Annotated in this window: 23 protein-coding genes, 1 tRNA gene and 1 pseudogene; 17 read left to right on the top strand and 8 right to left on the bottom strand. The window is 45.1% G+C overall.

Annotated features, from left to right (window positions below):
• Positions 1-8 precede the first annotated feature (8 nt).
• Both trpD and trpC read left to right on the top strand, forming a co-directional pair.
• Positions 9-1,034: an anthranilate phosphoribosyltransferase gene (gene trpD, locus BQ1619_RS00495; RefSeq protein ID WP_114661602.1), complete on the top strand. Its 1,026-nt coding sequence runs from the start codon at positions 9-11 to the stop codon at positions 1,032-1,034.
• 10 nt (positions 1,035-1,044) lie between these two features.
• Complete coding sequence (trpC, locus tag BQ1619_RS00490; protein ID WP_114661601.1) at positions 1,045-1,848, top strand: indole-3-glycerol phosphate synthase TrpC; 804 nt, start codon at positions 1,045-1,047, stop codon at positions 1,846-1,848.
• On the opposite strand, the gene BQ1619_RS00485 is transcribed toward trpC, so the two are convergent.
• Complete coding sequence (locus BQ1619_RS00485) at positions 1,843-2,301, bottom strand: hypothetical protein (RefSeq protein ID WP_231968364.1); 459 nt, start codon at positions 2,299-2,301, stop codon at positions 1,843-1,845. The genes trpC and BQ1619_RS00485 overlap by 6 nt on opposite strands.
• 270 nt (positions 2,302-2,571) lie before the next feature.
• Between BQ1619_RS00485 and BQ1619_RS00480 the strand changes: the two genes are divergently transcribed.
• Positions 2,572-2,928: a hypothetical protein gene (locus tag BQ1619_RS00480; RefSeq protein WP_114661600.1), complete on the top strand. Its 357-nt coding sequence runs from the start codon at positions 2,572-2,574 to the stop codon at positions 2,926-2,928.
• A 61-nt stretch (positions 2,929-2,989) separates the two neighbouring features.
• On the opposite strand, the gene ychF is transcribed toward BQ1619_RS00480, so the two are convergent.
• A complete protein-coding gene (gene ychF / locus BQ1619_RS00475) occupies positions 2,990-4,084 on the bottom strand; it encodes a redox-regulated ATPase YchF (RefSeq protein WP_114661598.1) in 1,095 nt (364 codons plus the stop codon).
• A gap of 40 nt (positions 4,085-4,124) precedes the next feature.
• Here ychF and BQ1619_RS00470 point away from each other — a divergent pair, with 40 nt between their 5' ends.
• The 13 genes from BQ1619_RS00470 to BQ1619_RS10525 all read left to right on the top strand — a co-directional run bounded on the left by BQ1619_RS00470 (position 4,125) and on the right by BQ1619_RS10525 (position 15,183).
• On the top strand, positions 4,125-5,399 hold the full coding sequence (locus BQ1619_RS00470) for an FAD-dependent monooxygenase (RefSeq protein ID WP_114661596.1): 1,275 nt from the start codon (positions 4,125-4,127) through the stop codon (positions 5,397-5,399).
• Complete coding sequence (locus BQ1619_RS00465; protein WP_197711795.1) at positions 5,392-6,120, top strand: DsbC family protein; 729 nt, start codon at positions 5,392-5,394, stop codon at positions 6,118-6,120. The genes BQ1619_RS00470 and BQ1619_RS00465 overlap by 8 nt, the downstream gene beginning before the upstream one ends.
• A 3-nt stretch (positions 6,121-6,123) precedes the next feature.
• On the top strand, positions 6,124-7,314 hold the full coding sequence (locus BQ1619_RS00460; RefSeq protein ID WP_231968362.1) for a M61 family metallopeptidase: 1,191 nt from the start codon (positions 6,124-6,126) through the stop codon (positions 7,312-7,314).
• Positions 7,266-7,562 carry a hypothetical protein gene (locus BQ1619_RS09365; RefSeq protein WP_231968360.1) on the top strand — a complete coding sequence of 99 codons (297 nt, stop codon included), beginning with the start codon at positions 7,266-7,268 and terminating at the stop codon, positions 7,560-7,562. The genes BQ1619_RS00460 and BQ1619_RS09365 overlap by 49 nt, the downstream gene beginning before the upstream one ends.
• Before the next feature lie 27 nt (positions 7,563-7,589).
• Positions 7,590-7,925, top strand: a complete 336-nt coding sequence (locus tag BQ1619_RS09360) for a PDZ domain-containing protein (protein WP_231968359.1) — start codon at positions 7,590-7,592, stop codon at positions 7,923-7,925.
• 4 nt (positions 7,926-7,929) lie between these two features.
• The gene (locus tag BQ1619_RS00455; RefSeq protein WP_114661592.1) at positions 7,930-8,703 is read left to right on the top strand and encodes a uracil-DNA glycosylase; all 774 of its coding nucleotides are present in this window, start codon (positions 7,930-7,932) and stop codon (positions 8,701-8,703) included.
• Between the two features lie 286 nt (positions 8,704-8,989).
• Complete coding sequence (hemA, locus tag BQ1619_RS00445; protein ID WP_114661590.1) at positions 8,990-10,306, top strand: glutamyl-tRNA reductase; 1,317 nt, start codon at positions 8,990-8,992, stop codon at positions 10,304-10,306.
• Positions 10,307-11,386: a peptide chain release factor 1 gene (prfA, locus tag BQ1619_RS00440; RefSeq protein ID WP_114661588.1), complete on the top strand. Its 1,080-nt coding sequence runs from the start codon at positions 10,307-10,309 to the stop codon at positions 11,384-11,386.
• A 30-nt stretch (positions 11,387-11,416) separates the two neighbouring features.
• Positions 11,417-12,256, top strand: a complete 840-nt coding sequence (prmC, locus tag BQ1619_RS00435) for a peptide chain release factor N(5)-glutamine methyltransferase (protein ID WP_231968357.1) — start codon at positions 11,417-11,419, stop codon at positions 12,254-12,256.
• A gap of 97 nt (positions 12,257-12,353) precedes the next feature.
• Positions 12,354-12,662 carry a Grx4 family monothiol glutaredoxin gene (gene grxD, locus BQ1619_RS00430; RefSeq protein ID WP_114661584.1) on the top strand — a complete coding sequence of 103 codons (309 nt, stop codon included), beginning with the start codon at positions 12,354-12,356 and terminating at the stop codon, positions 12,660-12,662.
• A gap of 14 nt (positions 12,663-12,676) precedes the next feature.
• Entirely contained in the window at positions 12,677-13,951 is a 1,275-nt protein-coding gene (locus tag BQ1619_RS00425; protein WP_114661582.1) for a DNA recombination protein RmuC, read from the top strand.
• A gap of 264 nt (positions 13,952-14,215) precedes the next feature.
• On the top strand, positions 14,216-14,758 hold the full coding sequence (locus BQ1619_RS08820) for an MFS transporter (protein ID WP_231968354.1): 543 nt from the start codon (positions 14,216-14,218) through the stop codon (positions 14,756-14,758).
• Positions 14,759-14,796: 38 nt separating this feature from the next.
• Positions 14,797-15,183 carry an MFS transporter gene (locus BQ1619_RS10525; RefSeq protein WP_415065764.1) on the top strand — a complete coding sequence of 129 codons (387 nt, stop codon included), beginning with the start codon at positions 14,797-14,799 and terminating at the stop codon, positions 15,181-15,183.
• A gap of 138 nt (positions 15,184-15,321) precedes the next feature.
• Here BQ1619_RS10525 and BQ1619_RS00415 read toward each other — a convergent pair.
• The 6 genes from BQ1619_RS00415 to petA all read right to left on the bottom strand — a co-directional run bounded on the left by BQ1619_RS00415 (position 15,322) and on the right by petA (position 19,361).
• Positions 15,322-15,397: transfer RNA gene (locus BQ1619_RS00415), tRNA-Thr, on the bottom strand.
• Between the two features lie 17 nt (positions 15,398-15,414).
• Positions 15,415-15,822: a ClpXP protease specificity-enhancing factor gene (locus BQ1619_RS00410; RefSeq protein WP_114661580.1), complete on the bottom strand. Its 408-nt coding sequence runs from the start codon at positions 15,820-15,822 to the stop codon at positions 15,415-15,417.
• A gap of 21 nt (positions 15,823-15,843) precedes the next feature.
• Positions 15,844-16,455, bottom strand: coding sequence for a glutathione S-transferase N-terminal domain-containing protein (locus tag BQ1619_RS00405; protein ID WP_114661578.1), 612 nt, complete (start codon positions 16,453-16,455; stop codon positions 15,844-15,846).
• Positions 16,456-16,543: 88 nt separating this feature from the next.
• Positions 16,544-17,317 carry a cytochrome c1 gene (locus BQ1619_RS00400; RefSeq protein WP_114661576.1) on the bottom strand — a complete coding sequence of 258 codons (774 nt, stop codon included), beginning with the start codon at positions 17,315-17,317 and terminating at the stop codon, positions 16,544-16,546.
• Between the two features lie 30 nt (positions 17,318-17,347).
• Positions 17,348-18,748, bottom strand: coding sequence for a cytochrome b (locus tag BQ1619_RS00395; RefSeq protein ID WP_114661574.1), 1,401 nt, complete (start codon positions 18,746-18,748; stop codon positions 17,348-17,350).
• A gap of 10 nt (positions 18,749-18,758) precedes the next feature.
• Positions 18,759-19,361: a ubiquinol-cytochrome c reductase iron-sulfur subunit gene (petA, locus tag BQ1619_RS00390; RefSeq protein ID WP_114661572.1), complete on the bottom strand. Its 603-nt coding sequence runs from the start codon at positions 19,359-19,361 to the stop codon at positions 18,759-18,761.
• Between the two features lie 137 nt (positions 19,362-19,498).
• Between petA and mscL the strand changes: the two are divergent.
• Positions 19,499-19,920: pseudogene (gene mscL, locus BQ1619_RS00385) on the top strand (large conductance mechanosensitive channel protein MscL).
• The last annotated feature ends 22 nt before the right edge of the window (positions 19,921-19,942 follow it).

Raw genomic sequence — 19,942 nt, 5'->3', positions numbered from 1 at the left:
AATACGCTATGGCAATTACTCCTCAAGAAGCACTACAACGATGCATTGAACATCGCGAGCTTTTCCATGACGAAATGACGACGATGATGCGCCTCATCATGAGCGGTGAAATATCCACTGAGCTTGTTGCTGGATTATTAGTAGCGCTTCGGACTAAAAAAGAGACTGTTGGTGAAATCGCCGCAGCAGCTCAAGTCATGCGTGAGTTTGCTACCGCGGTCGATGTCAAAGATCGCACCCATCTTGTAGACGTCGTGGGCACTGGCGGCGATGGTGCCCATACCTTCAATATTTCTACTGCCGCTATGTTTGTGGCAGCAGCAGCTGGCGCTAAGATCGCCAAACACGGCAACCGCAGTGTCAGCAGCAAATCTGGCAGCGCTGATGTACTTGAAGCGCTTGGCGTAAATCTTGCCCTCAATGCAGACCGGGTTGCCGAGTGCGTTTCGAAGATTGGTGCCGGTTTTATGTTCGCACCGAACCACCATCCCGCCATGAAAAATGTAGTGCCGATTCGTAAACAATTAGGTGTACGTACGATTTTCAATATTTTGGGTCCATTAACTAACCCAGCAAATGCGAAACGTATTTTGATGGGCGTGTTTCATCCGGATCTGGTTGGTATTCAGGCACGCGTCTTGCAAGCACTGGGGATGAATCATGCTCTAGTCGTCTACGGTCGCGATGGTCTCGATGAAATTTCACTCGAAGGCCCCACCTTAGTTGGCGAACTCATAGATGGCGCCGTTCGTGAGTATGAAATTCACCCGAGCAATTTTGGATTAAACACTGCACCTACCAACGGTTTTAAAGTCGCGAATGCAGAAGAATCTAAAAAAATTGTTTTGGATGTGATTGACAATAAACTTGGTCCAGCGAGCGATATCGTTTGCTTAAATGCAGGCGCAACACTTTATGTTGCCGGAGTAGCCTCAGACATTGCCAGCGGCATCACGATGGCAAAGGCAGCGATTGCATCCGGAGCTGCCCGTCAAAAACTGGATGCTTTTGTAGCGGCAACCCAGTCAGAATAAACTTCTGCTCATGAGCAATATTCTTCAAAAAATTGTTGCAACCAAAAAGATGGAGATTGCCAGAGATGTAAAGCAAATCTCACTAGCAAACCAACGTGAGAGAGCGGAATCCAATAACCAAGACGCCACCTTAAAACCTCGGGGATTTATTCGTTCAATCGAGCAAAAAATTGCTGCAGGCAGCGCTGGAGGCATTACCGAAATCAAGAAGGCCAGCCCAAGCAAAGGAATTTTGCGGGAAAACTTTATTCCAGCAGATATTGCCAAGTCCTATGAAAAATATGGTGCCGCATGTTTATCGGTATTAACCGATGTTGAGTACTTTCAGGGATCTAATGCCTATCTTGAAGAAGCTCGGGCTGCCTGTCATATTCCAGTTTTACGAAAAGACTTCACTATCGATCCATACCAAGTTTATGAAGCGCGTGCGATAAGTGCAGATGCTATTTTGCTGATCGTAGCCTGCCTTGAACTCAATCAAATGAAAGATCTGGAAGCATGCGCCAATGACTTGGGTCTAGATGTATTAGTAGAGGTACATAATGCCGCCGAGCTGGAGCAGGCTCTTGAACTGAAAACTCCGCTACTTGGAATCAATAATCGCAACTTGAAGACCTTTGAGGTTACGCTTAAAACGACACTCTCGCTTTTATCTTCTGTTCCCGAAACAAAAACCTTAGTCACTGAGTCCGGCATCCTGAGTAGAGCAGATGTTCAATTGATGCGAGACAATCAAGTCAATGCATTTTTAGTCGGCGAGGCGTTTATGCGTTCAGCAGATCCTGGCGCAGCACTCGGCCATTTATTTTCATAAATCTCTCTTAAAATCTCGCTGGGAATGAAGCTTTCCCAGCCTTTTCAAGCCATCTAGAATACTTTTAATCAGCGAGATTATTAGTAGTAAAGATCTCAACACGTCGCCGATAAACATGACTAAAAAGTGATTCACAGTTCCACTATTTTCAAGCTCAGTAACCGCATACCAAAACTGATGTAGTCCTGAGCTTAGTAGCGGATAAATCAAAATGCAGATCAATAGCTTTGGTAAACTCAGATTACTTAAATCGGAATCGAGCTTGATGTTTTGAAATACAACAAATCTGGCCAGGTATGGCGCAAACCCAGAAATCAAACCCGTGCCGATGCATAGCGTTAAATCTGGCGGTAGTTCGCCAAAATAACTAATTAAAAATGAAGCAATGGCAATTCCACACGCTCCCGATAATCCAAATATGAGCGTCAAAAAGAGACGTAAGCCTGCAGGCAAATAGATCTAATTAACGCCAATGCCAAAACTAAATTCACTTGTTAACCATGCGTTCAGATAAAAAAGTGTGGCATATGAAATGGCGCTAATTAAAATACCAATCAGCCCAATGCGAAGATTTCCAAAATTTCTTATCATTACCTGGAGTATGGATTATTTTTTGTTGACTAGAATCAATTGTTTCAAATAGTTATGCACATTAAACTGTTAAGCTCAAAGTCTAAGTTTCTTGACTGGGATTTAATTAAAAAAATATTACAAATAATATAAATGGCAATTACCAAGCAGTCCCCCTATCTGCGGTTTTTAAACCTGATTGATGCGCTTGACCGAACCAATCCAGGTAAAAAGCTCGATTGCATCGAAGAAAGTCTTCTAAACAAAATCATTGCCTCTGCCCATGCAAAGCAAGCCATCTTGGTAGGTGACCTCATTTCATTAAGTGCGCTTGGCTCACAGGCTACGCTACACGGTCGCCTGAAAAATCTTAGCGCTATGGGCTATATCAATGGCAACCAATGCGGATGGTCGAAAAAAGTGCATCCCACCAAGCTTGCCATTAAACGTAACGACGAGATTTCAAAATGCTTAGAGAAGGCTCTTGATCAGCCTGAGATCACCTTCTGAAGCATAGAAAAAAGCCCTGTATTCAGGGCTTTTTTATTGACGCATTGATCTCTAAAGAAAATCAAACATTAAATAAGAAATTCAACACGTCGCCATCTTTCACAGCATACTCTTTACCCTCGGCACGCATCTTACCCGCCTCTTTAGCACCGGACTCCCCTTTGTATTGAATAAAGTCATCGTAAGCAATTATCTGTGCACGAATAAAACCCCGCTCGAAATCGGTATGAATAACTCCTGCCGCTTGCGGGGCAGTATCGCCTTGGTGAATAGTCCATGCACGCACTTCTTTAACGCCCGCCGTGAAATAGGTATGCAAGCCCAATAAAGCATAACCAGCACGAATGACGCGATCCAGGCCTGGCTCATTCATTCCCAGGTCCGCCAGGAACTCCGCTTTATCAGCATCCTCTAAATCGGCAATTTCGGCTTCAATCGCTGCACAGACTGCAACAACAGGAGCTTTTTCTTTAGCGGCATGTTGCTTTACAGCTTCAAGATGGGGGTTATTTTCAAATCCATCCTCTTTGACATTCGCTACATACATCGCTGGCTTATCCGTGATTAAACAAAGAGGCTTAATCAGCAATTTTTCATCATCACTCAAATCCAAGCTTCGAACTGGTTGCGCGGAATCTAAATGCGCTTGAACTTTTGTCAAAACAGCAACCAATGCTGCAGCCTCTTTATCGTTACCAGATTTAGCAGCCTTACTGGAGCGAGCCAGTGTTTTTTCTACAGTAGCTAAATCGGATAATGCCAGCTCAGTATCAATCACGCCAATATCGGCGATCGGGTCAACATTACCGGCTGCGTGCACAACATTCGGATCCTCAAAACAGCGCACCACATGAGTAATTGCGTCAGCTTCCCGAATATTGGCTAAAAACCGGTTGCCAAGACCTTCACCCTTGGAAGCGCCAGCCACCAAACCTGCAATATCGACGAACTCGACGGCAGCAGGCAGAATGCGCTCAGGCTTTACGATCTCAGCCAAAGCGGCTAGACGAGGGTCAGGAACCTCAACAACGCCTACATTGGGTTCAATCGTGCAGAAAGGGTAATTTTCCGCTGCGATTCCAGCCTTGGTAAGCGCATTAAAGAGGGTAGATTTGCCGACATTAGGCAGGCCGACGATGCCACATTTCAAAGACATGGCCTTATTGTAAAGGGGCTAGTTTCGATATCATCGAGTTATGACAGAATCACACCAAAATCAAGCGGGCAAAAAGCCTACTAATCCCCCTCAAATTCGCTCCGTTGATGTGGTGGTGGTCGGTGGAGGCATTGCTGGAAAGGCTTGCGCCTTAGGGATGGCGCAACTGGGCATCCAAACCCTCGAAATCGCCCCTGACCTCAGTCAGACCGTCCCGAACCCACAGGGCCATCAATGGGGTCAGCGAATTTATGCCTTTTCACCAAGTACCCAAAAGCTTTTAGCCCACTTACAGATTTGGGATGCTTTGGATCATAGTCGCCTACAAGTTGTGCGGGATATGCGCATCTTCGGTGATCGGGCCGAGAAAAACGATCAACTTCATCTCTCTGCTTTTGAAGCAGGCGCGCCACAATTGGCTTGGATCGGTGAATCCAATTTAATTGAGCATACGCTTGATCAAGCCTCGCGCTTTCAAAACAAATTAGAGCGACTTCCTGATGCTGTAGAAAAAATAGCAGTGGATGCCGATGGCACTACTTTGCACCTTAAGAGCGGCACCATCATTCGCTCGCAACTTGTTATTGCAGCGGATGGCGCAAACTCACCCATTCGTTCGAAGATCGGCATTGCAGCGAGCGAAGAAAGTTATTCACAAAGCGCTGTTGTAGCCAATTGGATTTGTACCTACCCTCACCTTGAAACTGCTTTTCAGTGGTTCCTTCCTGGGGGCGATATCGTTGCTATTTTGCCATTGCCAAACAAACAAGTTTCGATGGTCTGGTCTACCTCTCCAGAATATGCAGCAAACTTATTAAAACTCAATCCATCCGAATGGCTTGAACGTTTCGCTACGGTTGCTGAAGGCTCCATTGCAAAACAGCTCGGTGAGTTAACGCTCAATTCCACCCCAACTGCCTTTCCATTGAGAAGAATCCGCGCTGAGCGGTTCATTGGCCCTGAGGCAACTCCTAAAGTTGTATTAATTGGGGATGCCGCTCATGTCATGCACCCATTAGCAGGCCAAGGATTGAACTTAGGATTACGAGATGTTGCTATGTTACTCAACATCTACAGTAAACGAGAATCCTTTCGCTCCTTGAACGATCTGACCTTGTTACGCCGCTATGAACGCCAGCGGCAAGGAGATACGAGTGCGCTTTTATGGGTTACTGATAAGCTCAAGAAGTTATTTTCTGGAACAAGCAGCACAGAAAAACATTTACGTAATTGGGGTCTCGGTCTAGTAAACAAAAGTCATTTTGTTAAACAGCGTCTCATTGAACGCGCATTAGGAGAAATTCACTTTGACTAAATTTTTATCTTTGGCGTTGATGACACTCGCCATTGTTTTGGGCGCGCTCAGCTTCTCAAATTCTGCATTTGCGCAAACCGAGCAACAAATTAAAACCGAAATTCAAAAAAAATTGGGTTCAAACGCAAAAGTGCGAAGCGTTGCACCCAGCCCAGTATCTGGGGTATACGAAGTACTTGTAGGCAATGATGTCTTTTACACCGACGGTTCAGTCAAGTATCTCATCCAAGGTGAAATTATTGAGCTGGCTACTGGCAAAAATATTACGGAACAAAGGCAAGCTGATATCAACCGCATCAAATGGTCTGATCTTAAGCAAGCAAATGCCTTCAAAACAGCGCGTGGCAATGGCTCACGTCAAATGGCTATTTTTTCTGATCCCAATTGTGGCTACTGCAAGCGTCTTGAGAAATCTTTGCAGCAACTCGATAACGTCACCATTTATACCTATCTAATACCCATACTATCAGCAGACTCTATTCAGAAATCAAAGCAAATTTGGTGCTCTTCCGATCCCAATAAAGCCTATATGGATTGGATGGTCAATGGCGTTTCGCCAAATGGAAAAACTGATTGTGCAAATCCATTAGATAAAAATCTGACTTACGCCAAATCCTATGGCATTACCGGCACACCCACCATCTTTTTTACAGATGGAAGCCGCTTTCCTAGTGCAGTTCAGATTACCGATATTGAAAAGAAATTTGCTTCTCTAAAATAGTGAGTGACGCCTATTGATATGAACGCTTCCGATCTGCCAGCAATTCAATACACCGTATGGCCAACAGACCTTCATGGTCATCGTTTTCAAGTAAAACTGCATATTGCCAATCCTGATCCCCAGGGTCAAATTCTGCAGATGCCCGCTTGGATACCAGGCAGCTATTTAATTCGCGATTTTTCCAAACACATTGAATCGATCGAGGCATTTACAGCAGGCTCTTCAAGGAAAAAAATTACTCTAGAGCGAATTGATAATGATCAATGGATTTTGTCAGACGCAAATAGTGCGGTAGACATCGTCACAACGGTTTACGCCTTTGATAATTCTGTGCGTGCAGCATATCTTGATACTGAACGGGCTTTTTTCAATGCCACCAGCCTTTGCTTGATGGTTAAAGGACAAACCCACGTACCCTGCTCACTTGCTATTACCCCACCAGAAAGTGTTCACGCTGAGAGTTGGATTGTTCAAACCCGCCTCACATCAGCAAAAACCGATGCACGTGGTTTTGGTTTCTACCTTGCAAAGAATTATGATGACCTGATTGATCATCCTGTAGCCATGGGGGAGTTTCAGATCGTGCGCTGGAATTCCAATAGCACGCCACATAGCATGGCCATCCAAGGATGGTTACATCCGATTGATGTAACGCGCCTAACAAACGACTTACAAGCAATTTGTTCCGCGACGATCAATCTGTTTGAGCCCAAAACAAAGCGGCCGCTATTTTCAAGCTATTTATTTCTAGTCAATGCAGTCCTAAATGGATATGGCGGCCTTGAACATCGCAATAGCACCGCTTTACTCTGCCGCAGAGATCAACTTCCCCAAAAAGACACTCCTTTAGATGAGGCTAGCTATCGTGAATTTCTAGGGCTATGCAGTCATGAATATTTTCATGCTTGGTTGGTCAAGCGCATTCAACCAAAAGCATTTCAGCCTTACGAACTAAGCAATCGAAATCACACCCGCTTACTGTGGCTATTTGAAGGATTTACCAGCTACTACGATGACCTTCAGCTTTTTCGCAGCAAGCGCATCAATCTTGGCGCATACCTGAAACTCGTCTCCGATAACTGGAACGGCGTATTACGAGGTCCTGGTAGACTTAAACAAAGTCTTGCAGATAGCTCTTTTGATGCATGGAAAAATATTATCAAGTCGACGAAAACACTCCAAATGCGGTGGTGAGTTATTACGGCAAAGGCGCTCTGCTTGCTCTTGGGTTAGATTTGCAAATTCGCGGATTTTCAAAGCATAAAAAATCATTAGACGATTTGATGCGACTAATCTGGAAAAAGCATGGGATCACACTCGACGGGATCTCTGAAAATGGTCTTGATGATTTAATCAATACCTTGCTTGGCAATAGCTTCATGAAAATTTGGAGTGAATTTAAATCACGCTATATTTTTGGAGTTGAGGATATTCCGATCTAAAAATGGATTGCTTCAAAATATGTTGCAGTGAAATTAAAGCATCAGACCAAACTCGAGAAAGTAAAACTACAGTTCGGTATGCGCCATATTGATTCAAATGGATGGCTCAAGATTACCCATATTTTGGATGGAGGAGCCGCACAAGCAGCAGGCTTAGCGGCAGGCGATTTACTAGCGAGCATTAATGGCCAGCGCATTACCAGCGCACGGTTTGATAAGGTACTCAATAGCCTTACTAAAAATCAAGATATCAGCCCAACCTTTTATCGTGACGATCTTGAACATGAGCGTATTTTGATGCTCTTACCGTCTCAACTGCCAAAGCAATACGATCTGACCACTGCAAAGTCTGGCAACACGTAATCCAATGCCCCCGTTCTCCAAAGATGCTATACCTCAAGATTGGCGCAACCTGTTGGGCGATTATTTTGAATCGTCCTCTTGGAAAACGCTAGAAGGCAATATTCAGTCTATCTTAGCGAGCGAATTTAATAGCGTTCGCCCAGACCCCCAACATTTTTTTAGGGCTTTTGAGTTAACACCAGTTGAAAGCGTCAAAGCGATCATTCTTGGACAAGATCCGTATCACTCACCAGGGCTTGCGCAAGGTCTTGCTTTCTCGATTCCGAGCAATATCCCCGTCAATTCAAGAGCGTTCCCAAGCTCTCTTCGCAATATCAGCAAAGCACTCGAACTAGAAGGATTTGGAAAGCTGCCAAATGGCGATTTGCATGATTGGGCAAAACAAGGAGTGCTTCTACTCAACACCGCACTCAGCGTCAAACTTGGGGAAGCAGGCAGTCATGCGAATATAGGCTGGAAGAGCCTTATCAATTTGTTGATTTCTGACTTAGCCAAGAGAAATTCCAATTTAGTGTGGATGCTTTGGGGAGGCCACGCTCAATCCAAGCTTCCACTCATCGATACTGGAAAAGATTCATTGATTTTGCAATCGTCCCATCCATCAGGCCTAGGGGTTTACAAAACTGACAAACCTTTTTTAGTGCCGGGCGGTAAAGAAAGCTGTAATCACTTCACCAAAACAAATGCTTGGTTAGCAGGCCATGGACTAGAGCCCATTCAGTGGATTAGAACTGCCCAAGACTCCAACCAGACTCACCAGGCAGATCTATTTCGCTAGAGAAGCGTAGAGGCCTCCTGCAAAGCTAGAGACAATAATCGCGCTAACCCACTCAAGCTTTTGGCCGGATTGGAAAAATCCCTGGTACTGCCCTATGTAAGAGCTTGCTAAGGCCGCTAGAAAGCCCAGCAATATAGCCAATAAAAACCTCAAGAACTCGGTGCTCCGAGGTCTTCTGGGGTAAAAAATCCAGGCTGAGGCCCCTGACCCACCCCCAATTAGCAGAAAAGCCAAAACCCCCATTCTTACCCCCATTGCTGACGTCATCAAATCTATAATCACCATTATGAAGTTGTTGACACTCGGCATCAATCATCACACAGCGCCGGTCGCCATTCGGGAGAAGGTCGCCTTCGATCCTGAATTTCTTCAAGAAGCGTTGCACGATCTGCGCCAACATTTATTGGGCGCGAATCAGGCTGGGCTGCCTGAAGCCACTATTTTGTCAACCTGCAATCGCACTGAAGTCTATTGCGCAGCAAATGATGCCAATGCTGCAGATATTCTGCATGAGGCAACTTTTGATTGGCTGGCCAAAACTCAACAGCTTGCCCCCAGCAGTCTCGAACCACACATTTACTCTTTGCCTCAATCAGAGGCTGTTCGCCATGCTTTCAGGGTTGCGTGCGGCCTCGACTCAATGGTGATTGGCGAAACCCAAATTTTGGGTCAAATGAAAGATGCGGTTCGTACCGCAAATGATGCAGGCGTTTTGGGAACCTATCTCAACCAGCTATTTCAAAAAACATTTGCTGTTGCTAAAGGGGTTCGTGGCTCTACCGAGATTGGCGCACACTCTATTTCGATGGCCGCAGCCTCTGTAAGACTCTCCGAACGAATTTTTGAGAAGATATCTGATCAGAAAATATTATTCATAGGCGCTGGTGAAATGATCACCTTATGCGCAACCCACTTTGTAGCACGCAAACCTAAAAATGTTGCCATAGCAAACCGCACTATTGAACGCGGTCAAGAATTGGCTGATTCCATCGCAGCACAAGATATACAAGCAGAGTCCTTTAAGCTCTCAGAACTTCCTGGTCGCTTACATGAATTTGACATCATTGTTTCTAGCACCGCCTCTTCCCTTCCCATCATTGGTTTTGGCTTAGTCGAAAGCGCCCTAAAACTGCGCCGGCACAAGCCGATGGTGATGATTGATCTAGCGGTTCCCCGAGACTTTGAGCCTGAGATAGCAAGGCTCGATGACGTATACCTCTACACGGTTGATGATCTAGGAGTCATGATTCAAACTGGCACGAGCTTGCGCCAAGCTGCTGTGAGCCAAGCAGAGGCGATTATTGAGGATCGAGTTGGCAACTTTATGCACTGGATGCAAGGGCGTAATGCCGTGCCTTTGATTCAGGATATTCAACAACAAGGTGAGCACTTAAGACAGCTCGAACTTGAACGCGCAATGAAACGCTTGATGCGTGGAGATGATCCACAAGAAGTGCTAAACGCAATGGCACAAGGCTTAACTAATAAATTTTTACATGGCTCACTCCATGCTTTGCAACATTCCAACGGTGCCGAGCGCGACGCCTTGATCAAGTTGCTACCCAAATTATTCGCCTCACACACCAAACCTGAAGATCATTAGATGAAGCCCAGCATGCGGGCTAAGCTGGAACATCTAGACACGCGCTTAGCCGAACTTAACTCCCTTTTAGCCTCCGAGGAAGCAACCAAAGATATGGATGCTTATCGGAAGCTAACGCGCGAACACTCCGATATCGCAAACGTTGTCGAACAATTTGGCTTGTACAAGCAAGCTGAAGCGGATGCTCAAGCTGCCGAAGAAATGCGCAAAGATCCTGAGATGAAAGAGTTTGCTGATGAAGAGCAGAAGCAAGCACATGCAACTATGGAAGAGCTTGAGGGTACGCTCCAAAAACTTTTACTACCCAAAGATGAGAATGATGAACGCAATGTGTTCTTAGAAATTCGGGCGGGTACTGGCGGTGACGAGAGCGCATTATTTGCTGGGGATCTATTACGTATGTACACCCGCTTTGCCGAACGTCAGGAATGGAAAGTGGAAGTCGTTAGCGCGGCTGAATCTGACTTGGGTGGCTATAAAGAGGTTGTCCTGCGTTTGGTGGGTCAATCCGTCTACTCACGCTTGAAATTTGAATCTGGCGGTCATCGCATCCAACGCGTTCCTGAGACCGAGACTCAAGGACGCATTCATACTTCAGCCTGCACAGTAGCAGTCATGCCAGAAGCCGATGAATTAGAAGCCGTGAAAATTAATCCAGCAGAATTGCGTATTGATACCTTCAGAGCCTCAGGCGCTGGCGGACAACATATCAATAAGACAGATTCTGCCGTTCGTATCACACACTTACCCACAGGCACGGTAGTGGAGTGTCAGGATGACCGTAGCCAACACCGTAACCGCGAACAAGCAATGAAAGTATTGGTCTCACGCATCATGGATGCCCGTGAACGTGAAAAGCATCAACGCGAAGCGCAAACACGAAAATCCCTGATTGGCTCAGGTGATCGTAGCGATCGCATTCGGACCTATAACTTCCCACAAGGTCGCATCACCGATCACCGCATTAATCTTACCCTGTATAAAATTGATGCCATGATGGATGGTGATCTCGATGATCTCTGTAATGCCCTTGCATTTGAACATCAAGCCGAATTACTCGCAGCACTTGGTGACAATTAATTATTCACTAAATTGATAATGAATAAGGGTTTGAGTCTGCGATCCCTACTGGGCAGCACAGCGCTTCCTCGTAACGAAGCTCATATCTTGATGGCGCACGTACTTGATAAACACTACCAGCTACCTCGATCAGCAATTATCTCTCGCGATGAATTGGAGCTCCACGCCCTAGCAATAGAAAATTGGTATTCGCTTGAATCCAAGAGGTTATCGGGCGAGCCAGTCGCCTATCTCATTGGCAAGAGAGATTTTCACAATATTGAACTTACGGTAGCGCCCGGCGTCTTGATACCGCGCCCTGAAACAGAATTACTTGTTGATATAGCCCTTCAAGAGATCAAATGTATTGAAAATTTAGAAGGCTGTCTAAGGATTTTGGATCTCGGCACTGGGTCTGGGGCAATAGCATTGGCAATTGCCCATGAGCTGCCTAATGTGCAAGTGATTGCTACCGACCAATCCTCTACTGCCTTGGAGATTGCCAAGGCTAATGCCAAAAAACTGGGTCTTGATTCTCGTGTGAAATTTTTGCAAGGAGATTGGTACCATGCCTTGGATATTGTAGATTTTTTTGATGTCATTCTAAGTAACCCTCCTTACATCGCCGCTCAAGACCCTCACCTTGCACAGGGTGATCTTCGCTATGAGCCTATTTCTGCACTAACAGATCATGCCGATGGCCTAAGTTGTCTTCAGGCGATTATTCGGGGGGCTTCTAGCCACCTTAATCCCAAAGGCCTAATTGCGGTAGAACATGGATTTGATCAATCGGAAGCGGTCGCTGATATAGAAAAATTTGCCGAATTTACCGATATTCATATTCATCAAGATTTAGCAGGTCATCACCGAGTGATATCCGCCCGAAAATAGGACCGCCGTTACCATTTTCTAAATTAAGTCTTAAAATTGATTTGTCGGTGGTTTCTAGCCATTTTTAATGCGTTAATGTCTTACTTAGAGAGAATTTATGGACACCCAAGATCAAATTAAAGAAATCGTTACCAGCCATCTCGTTGTGCTATTCATGAAAGGTACTGCGCAATTTCCACAGTGCGGATTCTCGGGAAATGCTGTGAATATTCTTCGTGCGAGCGGTGTAGAAAAACTTCATACCGTGAACGTCTTGGAGGATCCAGCTATCCGCCAGGGAATCAAAGAGTATGCTAACTGGCCGACCATTCCACAACTCTACGTGAATGGAGAATTCATAGGTGGCTCTGACATCATGACTGAAATGTATCAGTCGGGGGAGCTTCAGAAATTAATTAAGGGCTAATCGCCCTACGCTCAGTGAATTTTGATCTCGGCAATCTCATTCTATTTGGCCTACCGCTAGGATTATGTGCGGGCCTTTTGGTTTACGCCCTCAATTTACGTTCTAGCCTCGCGCGCGCCGAGAACCTACTTCAGTCAGAAAGTGTTTTGACAGCAAGCCTGAGAAATGAACGTGATCAAGCCATACAAAATGCTATTAGATTAGAAACGGAACTTGAAGCTGAGCGTAAACAGGCATTAAGCCGTATTGAAGCGCTGAACGAAGCCAAGGAAGTATTAACTAGCCAATTTAAAAATCTAGCCAACGAGATTTTTGAAGATAAATCAAAACGATTTACCGAACAAAACGCAGCTAACCTTGATGTTCTTTTAAAACCCCTACAAACCAAGCTCTCAGAGTTTAAGGAGCAGGTTAATAACTCTTATAACAATGAAGCTAGCGAGCGGCACGCGCTCAAAAATGAAATTGAGCGCCTGGCCAATCTCAACATCAAAATGTCTGATGAGACTCGCTCTCTAACCCAAGCGCTTAAGGGCGACTCCAAGGTCCAAGGAAATTGGGGAGAATTGGTTCTCGAGTCTATTCTCGAGTCTTCGGGACTTCGCAAAGGCGAGGAGTACATTGTTCAGGATAGCCATACACAAAGCGATGGCTCGCGCCTTCAACCTGATGTTGTGGTCAAGCTACCCGAGGGTAGAAGCTTAGTTATTGACAGTAAAGTCTCTATTACTGCGTATGCAAGACACACTGAAGCTTCTGATGCAAAAGTTGGCGAACTTGAATTAGCGGCCCATATTCAATCTTTGCGACAACATATTCAAGGGCTTTCAGGCAAAAACTACAGCACACTATATGGCGCTGGATCAGTAGATTTTGTCCTCATGTTTATACCAATAGAGCCTGCTTTCTTGCTGGCCTTAAAGACTACTCCAAACTTATATCAAGAGGCATTAGCCAAAAATATTGTGCTTGTGTGCCCAAGTACCCTGATGGCAACTCTCAGAACTGTTGCACATCTTTGGAGGCAAGATCACCAAAACCGTAATGCGCTTGAAATCGCGAAGCAATGCGGCAACCTATACGATAAGTTTGTTGGCTTTGTAGATGATCTTGAAAAATTGGGGCAACGCTTAGACCAAGCACAAACAAGCTATCACGATGCCTTTAATAAACTCAAAACTGGAAAAGGTAATTTAATTCGAGCCGCAGAAAAAGTGCGAGAACTTGGCGTTAAACCCTCCAAAAATTTATCCCCCCCTCTAATAGAATCCTCATCTGATTCTGAATAAATTGAACGACTCAAATACAAGTGGGCGTCATTACAAAAAAGTAGCCATAGCAGCTTGTTTTGGGACTTTTTTTAGAGTGGTATGACTTTCTCACATTCGCTACGCTTGCAGTAGTTCTTGGTCCGCTCTTTTCTCCAACAAACGATCCAAATGCAGAGCTATTAGCAAGCTTAGCGACTTTTGGTATTGGCATGGTGGTCAGAACCCATGGGATCAGCCTTGTTTGGCTCCTTGGGTGATCGTATTGGCCGTAAACCTGTCTTCATGATCACGATTGCCATCATGGGTTTCGCAACGGTTTGCGTAGGATTTTTACCAACTTATGCAGAAATTGGTATTTGGGCACCCATTTTTTTAGTTGTTTTACGCATTCTTCAGGGCTTATCTGCCGGCGGCGAAATCGGCGGAAGTGCCATCTACCTCACGGAGCATGCTGGCAATCGGCATCGAGGTTTTAAAACAAGCTTCCTGCAACTCATGGGCCCTCTGGGTATATTGGCTTCTACATTACAAATTGCCATTCTTCAAAAATGGCTTTCGCAATCACAGTTTCAGGATTGGGGCTGGCGGGTACCATTCTGGGCTTCACTGATCCTTCTTATGATTGCTGTGTATTTGCGACGGTCACTAGAAGAAACTCCCGTGTTTTTGGAACTCGCAAAGCAAGAGCAAAAAAATGAATCGCAACTTCTAAACAATTTCAAGGATCCTGAAATTCGCAAAAGAATGTTTCTATTATTTTTTGCATCTCTTCAAGTGGTGCAATTCTGTTTTTCTGCGTTCAGGTATATACAGCGATCTTCTTAAAAACTTCCGTAGGACTCAATGCTGCCTTAGTAGATAATTTGAGTATTTTCTCAACCCTAGCTCTTTGTCCTCTAATAGTTTTAGGAAGATGGCTTTCGAATCGAATTGGCCGAAAACCGACAATCTTGAGTGGGATTATTCTTGGGGCCCTATGTATTCAGCTTGCGTACGAACTACTACAGATATTGGGTAACGCTTATTTAAATTCAGCATCAAACAGTGCATTGCTTGGCATTGGACTTATCTTGTTTCTTCTTGCCCCCTCACTAGGGCTAGCAGTTGGACCTCAAACAGCACTTCTTGCAGAATTATTTCCCGCAAAAAATAGGAATAGCGCTGCCACACTTCCACACAATCTCGCAGCTGGATGGGTTGGTGGGATGCCCCCTGATTGTGGCTTGGTTAAATCAAATTTGTGGCAATAGCTTGCCTGGACTTTGGTACAAAATCTCTTTTTTGGCAAGCGCTGCAATTATTTACTTTTTGTGTGTCTTTGAAACCAGGAGAATTAATCTCAATCTTTGAGTTAAAAAGCCCTCCAAGAACTTGGATGGCCGTAGATCTGGTGCCCCTTGTCCGACTCGAACAGACCACCCACTGATTACAAATCAGTTGCTCTACCAGATGAGCTAAAGGGGCAACATTTGTATTTTAGCCTATTTCACAACTCTCAAGGAGGGTCTAGGGGGCTTAGGCTTTTCATCAACCCCTTTGGGTGCATCCTTCCCGAGTAGCCCTCTAGCCTGTAGAGGATCATATGGAAACGACATACCCTGACCATTTTCTCTCGCATAAATAGCTAGGATATGACTTATTGGAACCCTAATCTTCTTAGGGATGCTCCCGAATCTTGCTTGAAAACTAATCCAGTCATTCTCAATTTGCAATTGATGACATGCTTCAGTAGACAGGTTTAAAACAATTTCGTTATTTTTTACGCACTCCAGGGGAACCTCAACCCTTTCATCAACAAATACTGCGATAAAAGGCGTAAAACCAAAATCCGTGCACCACTGATGTAGGGCACGGATTAAATATGGTTTATTGCTAGGTATGTCAAACATACTGACTGGGCAGCGCCACTTTTAGCGACGCATGACCTTTTCGGAGGGCGTTAAAGCTTCAATATAAGCCGGTCTGCTAAAGATACGCTCAGCATACTTTAAGAGCGCTACAGCGTTACGAGAGAGATCAATGCCATAGTGCTCAAGGCGCCATAGCAACGGTGCAATCGCCACGTCCAGCATAGAATACTCATCGCCCAGCATGTATTTGTTCTTAACAAAAATGGGGGCTAGCCGCGTTAAGCTGTCACGAATGGCTAAGCGGGCTTTTTCATGTGTCTTCTCAGCGGCTTTGCCTTTTTCATTCTCGAGAGCAGCAACGTGAACAAACAGCTCTTTTTCAAAGTTGAATAAAAATAGGCGGGCACGAGCGCGAGCAACGGGATCTGGCGGCATCAATTGAGGGTGAGGAAAACGCTCATCAATGTATTCATTAATAATGTTCGATTCATACAAAATGAGATCACGCTCAACCAAGATGGGTACCTGGCCATAAGGATTCATAACCGAAATATCTTCTGGCTTATTGAACAAGTCAACATCGCGGATTTCAAAATCCATGCCTTTTTCGAAAAGCTCTAAACGGCAGCGTTGCGAGAATGGGCAATTCGTGCCAGAATACAACACCATCATAAATTTATTTCCTTAAATTTCAACTGCAGTACAACAATACGTAATTTAAAAGATATGGATTGAAGCCCAAAGGGGCCCCAATCCAGCATCAATGAATATCTTTCCAGTAGGCCTTATTTAAACGCCATGCCAAAAGGGTAAAGATTGCCAAGAACAGGAGAACAACAACGCCAAGACGCTTACGCTCAAGCTGAACTGGCTCTGCCATCCAGGACATAAACGCAACAAGGTCGGCGATATTATCGTCATATTCTTGAGGCTTCATCGTGCCAGGGGTTAGCTGCTCAAAACCAACAAATACTTTTTCTACTCTACTGTCATCATGTGGATCTTTGCGCTCCTCAAACTTGGCGGCGCGCTCACCCTGAAGCTGCCAAAGCACATGCGGCATACCAACACTAGGATACACTAAATTATTCCAACCAGTTTGGGTGGTGTCGTCTTTGTAGAAAGTGCGAAGATAGGTATACAACCAATCTGTTCCACGCGCACGTGCTTCCACCGATAAATCAGGTGGATTGTTTCCAAAAAAGACTTTGCCTTCTTTTGGCGTCATGGAAATTGTCATCAAATCACCAACCTTAGCATCAGTCAAAATAAGGTTATCTTTGATTTGTTGATCGGTTAACCCAATATCGCGTAGACGGTTGTAACGCATACTGGAAACAGCGTGACAATTTAAGCAATAGTTAACAAATAATTTCGCGCCATTTTGCAAAGAGGCGTTGCTGCTAACGCGATTGGGAGCAGTTTCCAATGGGAAACCGCCCTCATTTGCTTGGGCTGTTGCGCCTAGGCCAAGGGCAACTACCACTGCAGTAGCTTGGAATGCGCCCATCAAAGTTTGAAGAATTCGTTTCATACTAGTTCCTAATTCTTTCTCAGTTCTCGATTAATGGGACTCAAAAGTAACGCGTGTTGGGACGGACTTGAATGTACCAAGCCTGCTCCAAAACGGCATTGCCAAGAAAAAGCCCAAGTAGTAAATCGTGCAGACCTGAGAGATCTTTTCAAATACAGGCGATGGTGGCTGGATCCCCAAGTAACCTAGGATTACAAAGCTCACCACAAACACGCCATGAATGTATTTATGAAGCTGTGGGCGATAGCGAATAGATTTCACTGGAGAATGATCGAGCCATGGCAAAAAGAACATGATCACCACTGAACCACCCATGATCACCACACCCCAGAATTTCGCATCAAACAAATAAAAGCCGCCGGCCAACACTAGTGCAATAGCAACACATGCACCTTTTACCTTTTTATCGCTTGATGACTTTGCAAACATAGCCAAAATAACTGCCAAGAAAATCCACAGTGGCAATAGGAAGTTAGAGGTTGTGGCACGCAACATTGAGTAGAACGGCGTGAAATACCAAACGGGTGCAATGTGTGGGGGCGTTTGCAATGGGTTTGCGGGAATAAAGTTATTTGCCTCGAGGAAGTAACCCCCCATCTCTGGCGCAAAGAACACAATGCACACAAAAATCATTAAGAAAACACCTAGACCAAACACGTCATGAACCGTGTAGTAAGGGTGGAACGGGATACCATCAACAGGTTTGCCGTTCGCATCAAGAGCTTCTTTTATTTCAACGCCATCAGGGTTATTGGATCCCACCTCATGCAAAGCGATGATGTGGGCAGCCACTAAACCAATTAATACCAATGGAATCGCAATGACGTGGAAAGCAAAAAAACGATTGAGGGTGGCATCGCCAACCACATAATCCCCACGCAACCACAAAGAGAGATCTGGGCCAATAAAAGGAATGGCGGAGAACAAGTTCACGATAACTTGAGCACCCCAATAAGACATTTGACCCCATGGGAGCAAATAACCAAAGAAAGCTTCACCCATTAGGCACAGGAAAATCGCGCAACCAAAGATCCAAATCAGTTCACGTGGCTTGCGATATGAGCCATAAATCAAACCGCGGAACATGTGCAGATAAACCACTACAAAGAACATGGAGGCACCCGTGGAGTGGAGGTAACGAATTAACCAGCCCCATGGAACTTCACGCATGATGTATTCAACCGACTCAAATGCTTTTGCAGCATCTGGCTTGTAGTTCATCACCAAAAAGATACCGGTGATGATTTGCAGAGCTAACACAACGATTGCTAAGGATCCAAAGAAATACCAAAAATTGAGGTTTTTGGGTGCGTAATATTCTGTGAGATGACCTTTAATGGTAGAGGTCAGCGGAAAGCGTGAATCAACCCAGGCCAAGACTTTCTGTGCCACGGGAGCATTCGCTGGAACTTGTTTTTCTTGAAATGCCATTTATTTCTCCTCAGGCTTTCTTATCTTCGCCAACCAAAATCTTGGTGTCGCTTAAGTACATGTGCGGAGGCACGCCAAGATTGTCTGGGGCTGGTTTATTTTTATAGACACGACCTGCCATATCAAATGTCGAGCCGTGACATGGGCAAAGGAAACCACCTGGCCAAGTATTTGGCAATGAAGGCTGAGGACCAGCTTCAAACTTAGCGGTAGGAGAACATCCAAGGTGGGTACAAATACCCACCACCACTAAGTACTCTGGCTTAATGGAGCGCCATTGGTTCTGTGCATAAGGTGGAGTAAATTGCGCAGGATCGCGCAATGAATTCGGGTCTGCCAACTCGCCATCAAGCTTGGAGAGTTCGGCAACTTGCTCGGGAGTACGACGAATGACCCATACAGGCTTGCCGCGCCATTCTACGGTTCTCATCTCATCTGGCTGCATACCAGTAATGTCGATCTCAACCGCTGCACCAGCCGCCTTAGCACGCTCGGATGGCTCAAAACTATCAACGAAGGGATAAAGTGCTGCTGCTGCGCCTACACCGCCAACAGCGGATGTGGCGATTAGCCAATTACGGCGATCCTTGTCCATACAGGGCTTATCACACATTTACAAAATTCCTAGAAAGGGTATTTATGGGTGGAAATTGCTTAAAGGTAGGATTTTAAAGTAAAAAGTGGGGTAAGCAAGAAAGTTATGGGGTTAATCTCGGGTTAATCACTATTTGGATAAAAAAGGGAGCAAATATGGGCATTTTGCAGGAATTTAGAGATTTTGCGGTCAAGGGCAACGTTATAGACCTGGCGGTCGGGGTCATTATTGGCGGTGCTTTTGGAAAAATCGTTAATTCCCTCGTAAATGACATCGTTATGCCCATTATTTCGACGTTATTGGGTGGGCATATTGACTTTACAAACCTCTTTATCGTTTTGGGGCATATCCCAGATGGGGCTCCAAGGACCTTTGATGCCCTTAAGAAGGCGGGTGTGCCGATTTTCGCTTACGGGAACTTCATCACCATATCAATTAACTTTATTCTTTTGGCTTTTGTTATTTTTCAAATGGTAAAAGTGGTAAATAAAATTCGGGTTTTAGATGCGCCACCCGCACCCCCACGCCAGAGGGCATAACGCTTTTACGCGAAATTCGCGATAGCCTCAAAAAGTAGTCGGCCAAGCTAAAGATTCAAA

This window comes from Polynucleobacter necessarius, assembly GCF_900095195.1.
GTDB lineage: Bacteria > Pseudomonadota > Gammaproteobacteria > Burkholderiales > Burkholderiaceae > Polynucleobacter > Polynucleobacter necessarius_G.
Note: the sequence above shows the minus strand (reverse complement) of the source record. Positions and strands in the feature narration are given on the sequence as shown.

Bases quoted from the DNA above. Each gene is read 5' to 3' on its own strand.
- BQ1619_RS00410 (WP_114661580.1), bottom strand. From the start codon at position 15,822: ATGTTTGACATACCTAGCAATAAACCATATTTAATCCGTGCCCTACAT.
- BQ1619_RS00400 (WP_114661576.1), bottom strand. From the start codon at position 17,317: ATGAAACGAATTCTTCAAACTTTGATGGGCGCATTCCAAGCTACTGCA.
- BQ1619_RS09365 (WP_231968360.1), top strand. From the start codon at position 7,266: ATGGAAAAATATTATCAAGTCGACGAAAACACTCCAAATGCGGTGGTG.
- BQ1619_RS00395 (WP_114661574.1), bottom strand. From the start codon at position 18,748: ATGGCATTTCAAGAAAAACAAGTTCCAGCGAATGCTCCCGTGGCACAG.
- grxD (WP_114661584.1), top strand. From the start codon at position 12,354: ATGGACACCCAAGATCAAATTAAAGAAATCGTTACCAGCCATCTCGTT.
- hemA (WP_114661590.1), top strand. From the start codon at position 8,990: ATGAAGTTGTTGACACTCGGCATCAATCATCACACAGCGCCGGTCGCC.
- BQ1619_RS08820 (WP_231968354.1), top strand. From the start codon at position 14,216: ATGATCACGATTGCCATCATGGGTTTCGCAACGGTTTGCGTAGGATTT.
- prfA (WP_114661588.1), top strand. From the start codon at position 10,307: ATGAAGCCCAGCATGCGGGCTAAGCTGGAACATCTAGACACGCGCTTA.
- trpD (WP_114661602.1), top strand. From the start codon at position 9: ATGGCAATTACTCCTCAAGAAGCACTACAACGATGCATTGAACATCGC.
- BQ1619_RS00405 (WP_114661578.1), bottom strand. From the start codon at position 16,455: ATGATGGTGTTGTATTCTGGCACGAATTGCCCATTCTCGCAACGCTGC.
- trpC (WP_114661601.1), top strand. From the start codon at position 1,045: ATGAGCAATATTCTTCAAAAAATTGTTGCAACCAAAAAGATGGAGATT.
- BQ1619_RS00455 (WP_114661592.1), top strand. From the start codon at position 7,930: ATGCCCCCGTTCTCCAAAGATGCTATACCTCAAGATTGGCGCAACCTG.
- BQ1619_RS00470 (WP_114661596.1), top strand. From the start codon at position 4,125: ATGACAGAATCACACCAAAATCAAGCGGGCAAAAAGCCTACTAATCCC.
- petA (WP_114661572.1), bottom strand. From the start codon at position 19,361: ATGTGTGATAAGCCCTGTATGGACAAGGATCGCCGTAATTGGCTAATC.
- BQ1619_RS00480 (WP_114661600.1), top strand. From the start codon at position 2,572: ATGGCAATTACCAAGCAGTCCCCCTATCTGCGGTTTTTAAACCTGATT.
- ychF (WP_114661598.1), bottom strand. From the start codon at position 4,084: ATGTCTTTGAAATGTGGCATCGTCGGCCTGCCTAATGTCGGCAAATCT.